General features: G+C 71.9%; 11 protein-coding genes. 5 read left to right on the forward strand and 6 right to left on the reverse strand.

Translation table 11 applies throughout. From position 1 onward, the window contains the following. Positions 1 to 415 precede the first annotated feature (415 nt). Positions 416 to 2,122 carry a glycerol-3-phosphate dehydrogenase/oxidase gene (locus IH13_RS0112570; protein WP_031083854.1) on the reverse strand — a complete coding sequence of 569 codons (1,707 nt, stop codon included), beginning with the start codon at positions 2,120 to 2,122 and terminating at the stop codon, positions 416 to 418. A 350-nt stretch (positions 2,123 to 2,472) separates the two neighbouring features. Here IH13_RS0112570 and IH13_RS0112575 point away from each other — a divergent pair, with 350 nt between their 5' ends. Together IH13_RS0112575 and IH13_RS0112580 are read left to right on the forward strand one after the other, a co-directional pair. Next, positions 2,473 to 3,735, forward strand: a complete 1,263-nt coding sequence (locus IH13_RS0112575; RefSeq protein WP_031083855.1) for a nucleotide sugar dehydrogenase — start codon at positions 2,473 to 2,475, stop codon at positions 3,733 to 3,735. A gap of 109 nt (positions 3,736 to 3,844) precedes the next feature. After that, complete coding sequence (locus IH13_RS0112580; RefSeq protein WP_031083857.1) at positions 3,845 to 4,444, forward strand: hypothetical protein; 600 nt, start codon at positions 3,845 to 3,847, stop codon at positions 4,442 to 4,444. A gap of 72 nt (positions 4,445 to 4,516) precedes the next feature. Here the strand turns inward: IH13_RS0112580 and IH13_RS0112585 are convergent, their stop codons facing one another. From IH13_RS0112585 to IH13_RS0112600, 4 genes are all read right to left on the reverse strand, one after another. After that, on the reverse strand, positions 4,517 to 5,641 hold the full coding sequence (locus IH13_RS0112585) for a GuaB3 family IMP dehydrogenase-related protein (protein WP_031083859.1): 1,125 nt from the start codon (positions 5,639 to 5,641) through the stop codon (positions 4,517 to 4,519). A 105-nt stretch (positions 5,642 to 5,746) separates the two neighbouring features. Continuing rightward, the gene (guaB, locus tag IH13_RS0112590; protein ID WP_031083860.1) at positions 5,747 to 7,249 is read right to left on the reverse strand and encodes an IMP dehydrogenase; all 1,503 of its coding nucleotides are present in this window, start codon (positions 7,247 to 7,249) and stop codon (positions 5,747 to 5,749) included. Between the two features lie 195 nt (positions 7,250 to 7,444). Then, a complete protein-coding gene (locus IH13_RS0112595; protein ID WP_031083862.1) occupies positions 7,445 to 8,020 on the reverse strand; it encodes a sigma-70 family RNA polymerase sigma factor in 576 nt (191 codons plus the stop codon). A 275-nt stretch (positions 8,021 to 8,295) separates the two neighbouring features. Continuing rightward, complete coding sequence (locus IH13_RS0112600; RefSeq protein WP_003948568.1) at positions 8,296 to 8,907, reverse strand: response regulator transcription factor; 612 nt, start codon at positions 8,905 to 8,907, stop codon at positions 8,296 to 8,298. Positions 8,908 to 9,345: 438 nt separating this feature from the next. On the opposite strand from IH13_RS0112600, the gene IH13_RS0112605 reads away from it, so the two are divergent. Further along, positions 9,346 to 9,678, forward strand: coding sequence for a WhiB family transcriptional regulator (locus IH13_RS0112605; RefSeq protein WP_031083864.1), 333 nt, complete (start codon positions 9,346 to 9,348; stop codon positions 9,676 to 9,678). 66 nt (positions 9,679 to 9,744) lie between these two features. On the opposite strand, the gene IH13_RS0112610 is transcribed toward IH13_RS0112605, so the two are convergent. Continuing rightward, positions 9,745 to 10,635 carry a LysR family transcriptional regulator gene (locus IH13_RS0112610; protein ID WP_031083866.1) on the reverse strand — a complete coding sequence of 297 codons (891 nt, stop codon included), beginning with the start codon at positions 10,633 to 10,635 and terminating at the stop codon, positions 9,745 to 9,747. An 80-nt stretch (positions 10,636 to 10,715) separates the two neighbouring features. Between IH13_RS0112610 and IH13_RS0112615 the strand changes: the two genes are divergently transcribed. After that, positions 10,716 to 11,384 (forward strand): MOSC domain-containing protein, encoded by a 669-nt coding sequence (locus IH13_RS0112615; RefSeq protein ID WP_031083868.1) that lies wholly within the window; start codon positions 10,716 to 10,718, stop codon positions 11,382 to 11,384. A gap of 54 nt (positions 11,385 to 11,438) precedes the next feature. After that, the gene (locus IH13_RS0112620; protein WP_031083870.1) at positions 11,439 to 12,212 is read left to right on the forward strand and encodes an SDR family NAD(P)-dependent oxidoreductase; all 774 of its coding nucleotides are present in this window, start codon (positions 11,439 to 11,441) and stop codon (positions 12,210 to 12,212) included. The last annotated feature ends 99 nt before the right edge of the window (positions 12,213 to 12,311 follow it).

The following is a 12,311-nucleotide window of genomic DNA, read 5'->3' on the forward strand; positions in this document are numbered from 1 at the left end:
CCCGCACTCAGCCCCCTACGAGACGTACGGCCCGGCCGGTCCCGCCGCCTCGACCGACGGCCGTCTCCGGGGCGCCACCCCGGTGTGCGCCGCGGCCGGTGCCCCCTCCGACTCCCCGACTCCCCCGCGGCAAAGGGCGAGCTGACGCCTGCTGACGTCGTCGAGCATCATCCCGCGCCGGGCCTGACACCCGGACAGGGCACATGCCCCGCCCCGGTCGGCCGCCGGCCCCGCGCGGCCGGCGGCCCGGGGGCCGTCGCGCGGCTCAGGCCGGACACGTGCGCCGGCCCCGGCACCGAGGACCTCGAAACCGCCGGGCCCCCCACGCCCCGCGACTCCCCGGTACCCCGCAGCGGGGTAGGGACCTCCGATCCGAGGCCCAGTCCGGCCCGGAGACCCGCCTGCCGCCCCACGCTCACAGCGGCACGATGTCCGGCGCCCCCAGCCGCGCCGCGTCCGCCGTGAGGTCGTCGGGCTGCCGCTGCGACTCCCGCTCCGCCTCGACCCGCTTGCGGTAGTGCTCCACCTCCCGCTCCACCTGGCCGGTGTCCCAGCCCAGCACCGGCGCCATCAGGTCCGCGCACTCCCGGGCGCACCGGGTGCCCCGGTCGAAGGTCTCGATGGAGATCCGGGTGCGCCGGGTCAGTACGTCGTCGAGGTGGCGGGCGCCTTCGTGCGAGGCGGCGTAGACGACCTCGGCCCGCAGGTAGTCCTCCGCCCCGGCCAGTGGTTCGCCGAGCGTCGCGTCGGCCTCCACCAGGTCGAGGACCTCCTCGGCCATCGAGCCGTACCGGTTGAGCAGGTGCTCGATCCGGACGACGTGCAGCCCGGTGCGGGCGGCGATCCTCGCCCGGGCGTTCCACAGGGCGCGGTACCCCTCGGCGCCGAGCAGCGGCACCTCCTCCGTCACGCAGCGGGCCACCCGCTGGTCCAGTCCGTGTACCGCCTCGTCCACGGCGTCCTTCGCCATCACCCGGTACGTCGTGTACTTGCCGCCCGCCACCACGACGAGTCCCGGCACCGGATGCGCCACCGTGTGCTCCCGGGAGAGCTTGCTCGTCGCGTCCGACTCGCCGGCCAACAGGGGCCGCAGCCCCGCGTAGACGCCCTCGACGTCGTCCCGGCCGAGCGGCACGTTGAGCACCGAGTTGACGTGTTCGAGCAGGTAGTCGATGTCGGCGCTGGAGGCGGCCGGGTGCGTCTTGTCCAGATCCCAGTCGGTGTCGGTGGTGCCGATGATCCAGTGCCGGCCCCAGGGGATCACGAAGAGGACGGACTTCTCGGTGCGCAGGATCAGCCCGGTCGTGGAGTGGATGCGGTCCTTCGGTACGACGAGGTGGATTCCCTTGGACGCCCGGACGTGGAACTGGCCGCGCTCGCCGATGAGGGCCTGGGTGTCGTCCGTCCACACCCCGGTCGCGTTGACCACCTGCTTGGCCCGCACCTCGTACTCGCCGCCGCCCTCGACGTCCTCGACCCGCACGCCGACGACGCGCTCGCCCTCCCGCAGGAAGCCGGTCACCCGGGCGCCGTTCGCCACGTGTGCGCCGTAGCCCGCGGCGGTGCGGACCAGGGTCGCCACATAGCGGGCGTCGTCCATCTGGGCGTCGTAGTACTGGAGGGCGCCGACCAGGGCGTCCTTCCGCAGGGCCGGTGCCACGCGCAGCGCGTGGCGGCGCGAGAGGTGGCGGTGCATGGGCAGCCCGCGGCCGTGGCCCGAGGAGACCGACATCGCGTCGTACAACGCGACGCCCGAGCCCGCGTACAGCCGCTCCCACCCCTTGTGCTGCAAGGGGTAGAGGAAGGGGACGGGCTTCACCAGGTGCGGGGCCAGCCGCTCCAGGAGCAGCCCGCGCTCCTTCAGCGCCTCCCGGACGAGCGTGAAATCCAGCATCTCCAGATAGCGCAGCCCGCCGTGGATCAGCTTGCTCGACCTGCTGGACGTCCCCGCCGCCCAGTCACGCGCCTCGACGAGGCCCGTCGAGAGTCCTCTGGTGGCGGCGTCCAGCGCGGTCCCGGCGCCGACCACGCCCGCCCCCACGACCAGCACGTCCAGTTCGCGCTCGGCCATCGCGGCCAGCGCCTCGGCGCGCTCCGCGGGTCCCAGTGTCGCTGTCCTCACTGCTGCCTCCCGGTACTCCCGGTATTCCGGTCATCTGGGTGCTTCGGCGTGGGGAGCGAGGCCGGCCACGCGGCCGGACGGCTGCGCCCACCCTCCGATTCTGTCCGCGCGCGGCGACTTCAGCCACCGCCTGTGGACAACACCCGGCCCATGAGACCCACTGAATGCGACATACAGGTCATATATACGCCTAGTCTGACATTGCACTGTCCACAGCAGTTGCGCTCTCCGCCTCTTGGTCTTATTGGGCCCGCTCCGCCACCCGCGCTCCGCGCTGCCGGGCCCGCTCAAGGCCTTTCGTTCGGATCAGGCCCCAGGCGGCCAGGCCCCAGGGAAGGACGGCCCTCCTCATGCCCGCAGACCTCGCTGTCATCGGACTCGGCCACCTCGGCCTGCCCCTCGCCCAGGCGGCCGTCGCCGCGGGGATCCAGACGGTCGGGTACGACACCGACCCGCGTCCGTACGCCGAGCTCTCCGCCGGGCGTACTCCGGTCGAGGGATCCCTCAGCGCCTCCGACATCCGCCGGATGCTCTCGGGGGGCTTCCGGCCCACCGCCGACCCGGCCGAGCTCGGCCGGGTCCGCACCGCCGTGATCTGCGCCCCCACCCCGCTCGGCCAGGACCGCGCCCTCGACCTCGGCCCGGTCGCCGACGCGGCCCGCGCCCTGGCCGTACGGCTCAGGCCGCACACCACCGTCCTGGTGGAGTCGGCCGTACCGCCGGGCACCACCGAGAACGTCGTCCGGGCGCTCCTGGAGGAGGGCTCGGGCCTGCGCGCGGGACGCGACTTCCACCTCGCCCACTCCCCCGCCCGACTGGACCCGGGCAACCGGACCCACGTCCTCGCCAACACCCCCAAGGTCATCGGCGGCCTCACCCCCGCCTGCACAGAGTCGGCCGCCGCCTTCTACGGCCGGCTCACCGACAAGGTGGTCCGGGCCAGGGGGCCGCGCGAGGCGGAGATGACCAAGGTCCTCGAAACCAACTTCCGGCACGTCAACATCGCCCTCGTCAACGAGATGGCGGTCCTCTGCCACGACCTCGGGGTCGACCTCTGGGACGTCATCAGGTGCGCCGAGACGAAGCCCTTCGGCTTCCAGCCCTTCCGCCCCGGACCCGGCGTGGGCGGCCACGGCGCCCCGGTGGACCCCGGCTACTTCCCGTACGGCAGCCGCACCCCCGGCCATCCCCTGCGCATGGTCTCGCTGGCCAAGGAGATCAACGACCGGATGCCGGGCTACGTGATCCAGCGGTGCGCGACCCTGCTGAACGAGCACGGCAAGTCCGTCCGGAGCGCCCGGGTGCTCCTCCTCGGCGTCACCTACAAGCCCGACCTCGCCGACCAGGAGGCCTCCCCCGCCCGTGAGATCGCGAGCCGGCTCATGGACATGGGCGCCCAGATCGGGTACCACGACCCCCACGTCCTGGACTGGCGGGTGCGCGACGTGCCCGTCCCGCGTGCCGACTCGCTGTACGAGGCCGCCTCCGGCGCGGACCTGACGGTGCTTCTCCAGCACCACCGCACCTATGACCTCCAGGGCCTGGCGGTGAAGGCCCAACTCCTCCTGGACACACGGGGAGCGACTCCGGCCGGCGCCGCCCACCGGCTCTAGAGTCCAGGCCCCCCAAGGGTTTCCCGGTGTCCCGGGTCGGTCCGGCCTGCTAGCCTGCGGCGTCACTCGTCGCACAGCCGTGCGCATCCGTCCCAGGGGGAACACACCAATGAGCCAGCCCGTCCAGCCGCCGAACCCACCCCAGCAGCCTTACGGCGGCGGACAGCCCACCGACGGCAACCCGTACGCACAGCAGCCCGGCACCCCGTACCCGGCCCACCCCGGCGCGCCGGCCGGGAACCCGTTCGCGGAGCAGCAGGGCGGCGGGTTCGGCGGCGGTGCTCCGTTCCAGCCCGCCCCTGCGGCCCGTCACAACATCGGTCTCGCTGTGCTGGCCGCCCTGGGCGCCGCGATCGTCGCCGCCATCCTCTACGGCGTCATCGCCGGGTCCATCGAGCGCGAGATCGGCTACGCGGCCGTCGGCGTCGGCTTCCTGGTCGGCTTCGTCGGGAGCAAGGTCGGCGGCCAGAACCCGGCCGTCATCGGCGCGGGTGTGCTCTTCTCCCTGGTGGCCGTCTTCTTCGGTCAGCTCATCGGCATGTCGATGATCCTCGCCGACGCTCTGCACGTCGGCTTCTCCGAGGTCTTCTTCGACCACTTCGGCGACCTGATGGACCTCTGGAAGGAGCAAGCCGGTTTCATGACGTACCTCTTCCTGCTCCTGGGCCCGGTCGCCGCCTTCGGTGGCGCCAAGAAGGCCGTCGGCTGAGCCGCACCCGTAGACGCACAGGGCCCGGACCACATTGCGTGGTCCGGGCCCTGTGCGTCGCGTATGACCAGGTCAGCGGCGGTGCTGCGAGTCCGCCACCGTCACCTCGACCCGCTGGAACTCCTTGAGGTCGCTGTAGCCCGTGGTGGCCATCGCCCGACGCAGTGCGCCGAAGATGTTCATCGAGCCGTCGGGGTTGTGCGACGGACCGGTCAGGACCTCCTCGGTGGTGCCCACGGAGCCGAGGTCGACCAGCTTGCCGCGCGGCACGTCCTCGTGGACGGCCTCCATGCCCCAGTGCCGGCCGCGGCCGGGCGCGTCCGTCGCACGGGCCAGCGGAGAGCCCATCATCACGGCGTCCGCGCCGCAGGCGACGGCCTTCGGGATGTCGCCGGACCAGCCCACGCCGCCGTCGGCGATGACGTGCACGTACCGGCCGCCCGACTCGTCCATGTAGTCACGGCGGGCCCCGGCCACGTCCGCGACCGCGGTCGCCATCGGGACCTGGATACCGAAGACGTTGCGCGTGGTGTGCGCGGCACCGCCGCCGAAGCCGACGAGGACACCGGCCGCGCCGGTACGCATCAGGTGCAGGGCGGCGGTGTACGTGGCGCAGCCGCCGACGATCACCGGGACGTCCAGCTCGTAGATGAACTGCTTCAGGTTGAGCGGCTCGGCCGCGCCCGAGACGTGCTCGGCGGAGACCGTCGTACCGCGGATGACGAAGATGTCCACACCCGCGTCGACGACGGCCTTGGAGAACTGCGCGGTGCGCTGCGGCGAGAGCGCGGCGGCGGTCACGACGCCGGAGTCGCGCACCTCCTTGAGGCGCTGCCCGATCAGCTCCTCCTGGATGGGCGCGGAGTAGATCTCCTGGAGCCGGCGGGTCGCGGTCTCGACCGGCATCTCGGCGATCTCGTCGAGCAGCGGCTGCGGGTCGGCGTGCCGCGTCCACAGCCCCTCGAGGTTGAGGACGCCGAGGCCGCCCAGCTCACCGATGCGGATGGCGGTCTGCGGGGAGACCACCGAGTCCATGGGTGCGGCCAGGAACGGCAGCTCGAAGCGGTAGGCGTCGATCTGCCAGGCGATCGAGACCTCCTTCGGGTCACGGGTACGCCGGCTCGGTACGACAGCGATGTCGTCGAACGCGTACGCCCTGCGGCCGCGCTTGCCGCGCCCGATCTCGATCTCAGTCACGATGGTGTGGCCTTTCCCTCTACGTCTGCGCTGTCCAGTATCCCCGACGCACGCGTGAGGGGCGGTCCCGGGAACCCCGGACCGCCCCTCACCTGCGCCGCTGTCTTACTTCCTGCTGTAGTTCGGTGCCTCGACCGTCATCTGGATGTCGTGCGGGTGGCTCTCCTTGAGGCCCGCCGAGGTGATCCGGACGAAGCGGCCCTTGCTCTCCATCTCCTCGACGGACGCGGCGCCGACATAGCCCATGGTCTGACGGAGGCCGCCGACCAGCTGGTGGAGGACGTTGGCCAGCGGGCCGCGGTAGGGCACCTGTCCCTCGATGCCCTCGGGTACGAGCTTGTCGTCCGAGGCCACCTCCGCCTGGAAGTAGCGGTCCTTGGAGTACGACCGGCCCTGTCCGCGGGACTGCATGGCACCCAGCGAGCCCATGCCGCGGTACGACTTGAACTGCTTGCCGTTGATGAACATCAGCTCGCCCGGGGATTCCTCGCAGCCCGCGAGCAGGCTGCCCAGCATCACGCTGTCCGCCCCGGCGGCCAGCGCCTTGCCGATGTCGCCGGAGTACTGCAGGCCGCCGTCGCCGATCACGGGGACACCCGCGGCACGCGCGGCGAGCGCGGCCTCGTAGATCGCGGTGACCTGCGGGACGCCGATACCGGCGACCACACGGGTGGTGCAGATCGAACCGGGGCCGACGCCGACCTTCACACCGTCGACACCGGCGTCGATCAGCGCCTGGGCGCCGTCACGGGTGGCGACGTTGCCGCCGATGACGTCGACGCCGACGCTCGACTTGATCTTCGCCATCCAGTCGAGGGCGTTGCGGTTGTGTCCGTGGGAGGTGTCGACGATCAGGAAGTCGACCCCCGCGGAGGCGAGCGCCTGGGCGCGGTCCAGCGCCTCGGGGCTGGCCCCGACGGCCGCGCCGACCAGCAGTCGGCCTTCGGCGTCCTTGGCGGCGTTCGGGTACTGCTCGGCCTTCTTGAAGTCCTTGACCGTGATGAGGCCCTTGAGGATTCCGGCGTCGTCGACCAGCGGCAGCTTCTCGATCTTGTGGCGGCGCAGCAGCTCCATGGCCTCCACGCCGGAGATCCCGACCGGCCCGGTGACGAGCGGCATCGGCGTCATGACCTCGCGCACCTGCCGCGACCGGTCCGACTCGAAGGCCATGTCGCGGTTGGTCACGATGCCGAGGAGCTTGCCCGCGGGGTCGGTGACCGGCACACCGCTGATGCGGAACTTCGCACAGAGCGCGTCCGCCTCACCGAGTGTGGCGTCGGGGTGCACGGTGATCGGGTCGGTGACCATCCCCGACTCGGACCGCTTGACCAGGTCGACCTGGTTCACCTGGTCCTCGACCGAGAGATTGCGGTGCAGCACGCCGACGCCGCCCTGACGGGCCATGGCGATCGCCATCCGGGCCTCGGTCACCTTGTCCATGGCGGCCGACAGCAGGGGGATGTTCACCCGCACGTTGCGTGAGATGAGGGACGAGGTGTCGACCGCGTTGGGCAGGACCTCGGACGCGCCCGGCAGCAGCAGCACGTCGTCGTATGTCAGCCCGAGCGTCGCGAACTTCTCAGGCACTCCGTCGACGTTTGCAGTCATGACACCTTCCCCAAATGGCCTTGATCGGTGCGGATGTCCATGCTAACGGGCTCACGGGCCGTCTCATTCCACCACCAGGATCACCCGGTCGTTCCGTGCGTTCCCACGAAGCCGCGGCCGTGGCGCACCGGGCCCCCGCCTGGGCGGGGGTGACGAAGCTCCCACCGCCCCGGCTCCGCGGACCTCCCCGCCGGCCTACTGCCCCGCGAGGGCCCGCAGCCTGCTCAGCGCGCGGTGCTGGGCGACCCGGACCGCACCCGGCGACATCCCCAGCATCTGTCCCGTCTCCTCCGCGGTCAGTCCGACCGCGACCCGCAGGACGAGCAACTCGCGCTGGTTCTCCGGGAGGTTGGCGAGGAGTTTCTTCGCCCAGGCCGCATCGCTGCTGAGCAGCGCGCGCTCCTCCGGTCCGAGCGAGTCGTCGGGCCGCTCGGGCATCTCGTCGGAGGGCACGGCCGTCGATCCGGGATGGCGCATCGCGGCGCGCTGGAGATCGGCGACCTTGTGGCCCGCGATGGCGAAGACGAAGGCCTCGAAGGGCCGCCCGGTGTCCTTGTACCGGGGCAGCGCCATCAGCACCGCGACACAGACCTCCTGCGCGAGGTCCTCCACGAAGTGACGGGCATCACCCGGCAGCCGGCTCAGCCGGGACCGGCAGTAGCGCAGGGCCAGCGGATGGACGTGGGCCAGCAGGTCATGGGTGGCCTGCGCGTCGCCGTCGACGGCACGGTGCACCAGGGCACCGATCACCGTCGTCTCGTCCTCGCGCATCGGACCATGGTGCCTTGAGGGTGTCCCGTCCGCTCCATCGCGTCCCGAGTTGTGCACCGAAGCGTTATGAGCGGGTGCGCCGGATGTCATGTCCTGCGCCCTCCCCTTCCGCTCGACCGAATCGTTCCCGAGGAACTCCACACCTCAAGGATGCGGCATCGGCCGGGAAGCGTCACATACCACTGGCGGGACCGGTCCGGCGGCGGGTCCGGCGCCGACGGGATCCCGTCCGCCGGACGCGGACGGGACCGTACGGCCGCCGGGCCGCCGGGGTCTCAGCGGACCAGGCCCCAGCGGAAGCCGAGCGCCACGGCGTGGGCGCGGTCCGAGGCCCCGAGCTTCTTGAACAGACGCCTGGCGTGCGTCTTCACCGTGTCCTCCGAGAGGAAGAGCTCGCGTCCGATCTCCGCGTTGGAGCGGCCGTGGCTCATGCCTTCGAGCACCTGGATCTCCCGCGCGGTGAGCGTCGGCGCCGCCCCCATCTCCGCGGACCGCAGCCGGCGCGGGGCGAGCCGCCACGTCGGGTCGGCCAGCGCCTGGGTCACGGTGGCCCGCAGCTCGGCGCGCGAGGCGTCCTTGTGCAGATAGCCGCGGGCACCGGCGGCGACCGCGAGCGCCACCCCGTCCAGGTCCTCGGCGACGGTCAGCATGATGATCCGGGCGCCGGGGTCGGCCGAGAGCAGCCGCCGGACCGTCTCCACACCCCCCAGCCCGGGCATGCGCACGTCCATCAGGATCAGATCCGAACGGTCGGCTCCCCAGCGGCGGAGGACTTCCTCGCCGTTGGCCGCCGTGGTCACACGCTCGACGCCGGGCACGGTCGCAACCGCCCGACGAAGCGCTTCTCGGGCAAGCGGGGAGTCGTCGCAGACGAGAACGGATGTCATGACCGTCCTCCGCAGCTGATGCGCGTCACCTTGAGCCTCCAGGCTGATACAAGTCGTCACCTGTGCGGTCGACCCCCTCGGACATCTGCCCGAGCTCGTTCTGCGTCAACCGCCTCCCCCTTCTCAACGACGGTCACTCGAAAGAGTTACGGGTCGAAGCGCCCGGTTCGGCACTCTAAGTGAGGGGCCGCACACGGAGGAGAGCGACGCGGCATCTTTCGCCCGCTGATCGATCCGCTCGCCCTCACACATGCCCCATTTAGCGGGTTTTCCTCACTTTTACTGGCGTCTGTAGCTAGATTCCCAAGAAGTCATATTTACATCTACTAACACCATGGATGTACGGTCGGAACTCCGGCCACCGACGACACCTCACACACGGCCACCGACCGGTCGAGGAAGCCGTTCCGACTCAGCAAGGTTTCGAGGGGACACGCAATGGCAGATTTCTCCCGCCTTCCCGGACCCAACGCAGATCTGTGGGACTGGCAGCTGCTGGCCGCCTGCCGCGGGGTCGACAGTTCACTGTTCTTCCACCCCGAAGGAGAACGCGGGGCGGCCCGGAGCGCCCGCGAGACCTCGGCGAAGGAGGTCTGCATGCGCTGCCCGGTACGCGCCGAGTGCGCGGCGCACGCCCTCGCGGTGCGCGAGCCCTACGGCGTCTGGGGCGGGCTGACGGAGGACGAGCGCGAGGAGCTCATGGGCCGCGCCCGGAACCGCCTGATCACCGCGGGCACCGCCGCCCCGCAGGACGACCCCGGATCCACCTGACACGCCGCACGCCGCAACCGAACGCAGAAACGTTTCTTCGGACCCGCGCCCCCGGGACGCCCCGGGTCAGCGTGCGGCCGCCCGGGCCAGCTGGTCCAGGGTGGCCGCCACCGCGGGGACCTGGGCGAGGTCCGGCAGGGTGAGGGCGACGATCTCCCGCTCCACCGCCGGTTCGACCGTCACGGTCCGGGCCCCCTTGGGCCGTACCGACTCCATGGTCAGCTCCGGCAGGACGGCCACGCCGAGGCCCGCACCGACCAGCCCGATCACCGCGGGGTAGTCGTCGGTGGCGAAATCGATCCGGGGGGTGAACCCGGACGCCTCGCAGACCTCCACCAACTGGCGCCGGCAGCGCGGGCAGCCCGCGATCCACGGCTCGTCGGCCAGTTCGCCGATGCCCACCGACTCCGCGCCGGCCAGCCGGTGCCCCTCCGGGACCAGCCCGATCAGCCGGTCCGCGAGCAGCGGGCGCACCACCAGGTCGTCCCACTCGCCGCCGGTCTCCCCGTACCGGAAGGCCAGCGCGATGTCGCAGTCCCCGTCGCGCAGCATCTCCACCGAGCGCGGCGGCTCCGCCTCGACCAGGGAGACCCGGGTGCCGGGGTGCGCGGCGCGCAGGGCGGCCAGCGCGCCCGGGACCAGGGACGAACTCCCGCTGGGGAACGACACCAGCCGGACCCGCCCGGCCCGCAGTCCGGCGATCGCCGCGACCTCCTCCTCGGCGGCGGTGAGGCCCGCGAGGATCCCGGACGCGTGCCGGACGAGCGCCTGCCCTGCCTGGGTGAGCCGCATCTCGCGCCCCGTGCGGATGAGCAGCGGGGTGCCCGCCGAGGACTCCAGGGCCTTCATCTGCTGGCTGACCGCGGGCTGGGTGCAGCCCAGTTCGCGCGCGGCGGCGGAGAACGAGCCGGTGGTCGACACGGCGCGCAGGACACGGAGATGACGGGCTTCGATCACCCCTCAACCATAAGCGGTGCTTGCAGGAGAGGCGAGTAATTCCAAGACGACTTTGGGGGCCGAATGGCTAATGTGAGCCCATGAAGCTGCTGACCGTGAACCTGGGACGCCCCGAGGCCTCCGTACACACCAATGGCGCCGACGGGCTGACCGGTATCGACAAGCGTCCCGTCGAGGGCCTCGTCCACGTGAGCGATCCGGGGCCCAAAGGCGTCGGCGGCAGCGGTCTGGCCGGTGACGCGGTGTGCGACCTGCGCCACCACGGCGGCTCCGACCAGGCGGTGTACGCCTTCGCGCGCGAGGACCTGGACGCCTGGGAGCAGGAGCTGGGCCGCCCGGTGCCCAACGGGTTCTTCGGCGAGAACCTGACGACCTCGGGCGTCACGGTCAGCGAGGCGCTGATCGGGGAGCGCTGGCTGATCGGCGACGGGCTGATCCTGGAGGTGACCTCGGGGCGTATCCCCTGCCGTACGTTCGCGGGCCACGTGGGCGAGCGGGGCTGGGTGAAGAGGTTCACCCGGCGGGGCGTGACCGGGGCCTATCTCCGTGTCGTCCACCCGGGGGCGATCCGGGCCGGGGACCCGGTCGAGATCGTGCACCGGCCGCACCACTCCGTCACCGCGGCCCTCCAGTTCCGCGCGGTGACGACCGAGCGGACGCTGCTGCCCGGTCTGCTGGCCGCCGGGGACGCACTGCACGAGGAGGCGCTGCGGACGGCCCGGGAGTACGTGGCCGCGCAGGGTTCCTGACCGCTGCCCGGGCTGGACGGCCACCCGTCTCCGCAGGGCACTAACGTGCCGCGTATGACGACTGCACTGATTACGGGCGCGACGGCGGGCATCGGCGCCGCCTTCGCACGGCGGCTCGCGGCCGACGGGCACCACCTGGTGCTGGTGGCACGTGACACCGGGCGGCTGCGGGCCCAGGCCACGGAGCTGCACGACCGGCACGGCATCGAGGCCGAGGTGCTGACGGCCGACCTCTCCACGGACGCCGGGATCGAGGCGGTCGAGGCGCGGCTGGGTGACCGGGTCAGCCCGGTCGACCTGCTGGTCAACAACGCCGGTTTCGGCAACAAGGGGCGGTACCTGGACGTCCCCATGGCCGACGAGCTGACGATGCTGAAGGTGCACTGCGAGGCGGTCCTGCGGCTGACCTCCGCCGCGGTGGCCGGGATGCGGGAGCGCGGTCGCGGCGGCGTGGTCAACGTGGCCTCGGTGGCGGCCTTCCTGCCCCGGGGCACGTACGGGGCGTCGAAGGCGTGGGTGGTGCAGTTCACCCAGGGCGTGGCGAAGGACCTGTCGGGCACGGGCGTGCGGCTGATGGCGCTGTGCCCCGGCTTCGTACGGACCGAGTTCCACGAGCGCGCCGGGATGGGAACGGGCGACATCCCGGACTGGATGTGGCTGGACGCGGACAAGCTGGTGGCCGCGGCCCTGGCGGATCTGGCCCGGGGCAGGTCCGTGTCGATCCCGGACCCGCGCTACAAGGCGCTGATGGGGCTGGTGAAGCTGACGCCGCGCGGCCTGCTCGGAGGGGTCACCTCCAAGACGGGCCGCAAGTACGGGCCTCGGTGACGCCGGGCCGGGGCGACGGCGGGACGCCATGAGCGGTCGGCCACCGCACGCGGCGGCCCCCGTAGGCGCCGGTGCCGGGGCCCGGGCCGGAGGGGCAGC

The organism is Streptomyces sp. NRRL WC-3549 (genome assembly GCF_000721935.1).
Lineage (GTDB): Bacteria > Actinomycetota > Actinomycetes > Streptomycetales > Streptomycetaceae > Streptomyces.

Bases quoted from the DNA above. Each gene is read 5' to 3' on its own strand.
- IH13_RS0112575 (WP_031083855.1), top strand. From the start codon at position 2,473: ATGCCCGCAGACCTCGCTGTCATCGGACTCGGCCACCTCGGCCTGCCC.
- IH13_RS0112580 (WP_031083857.1), top strand. From the start codon at position 3,845: ATGAGCCAGCCCGTCCAGCCGCCGAACCCACCCCAGCAGCCTTACGGC.
- guaB (WP_031083860.1), bottom strand. From the start codon at position 7,249: ATGACTGCAAACGTCGACGGAGTGCCTGAGAAGTTCGCGACGCTCGGG.
- IH13_RS0112595 (WP_031083862.1), bottom strand. From the start codon at position 8,020: ATGCGCGAGGACGAGACGACGGTGATCGGTGCCCTGGTGCACCGTGCC.
- IH13_RS0112600 (WP_003948568.1), bottom strand. From the start codon at position 8,907: ATGACATCCGTTCTCGTCTGCGACGACTCCCCGCTTGCCCGAGAAGCG.
- IH13_RS0112605 (WP_031083864.1), top strand. From the start codon at position 9,346: ATGGCAGATTTCTCCCGCCTTCCCGGACCCAACGCAGATCTGTGGGAC.
- IH13_RS0112615 (WP_031083868.1), top strand. From the start codon at position 10,716: ATGAAGCTGCTGACCGTGAACCTGGGACGCCCCGAGGCCTCCGTACAC.
- IH13_RS0112620 (WP_031083870.1), top strand. From the start codon at position 11,439: ATGACGACTGCACTGATTACGGGCGCGACGGCGGGCATCGGCGCCGCC.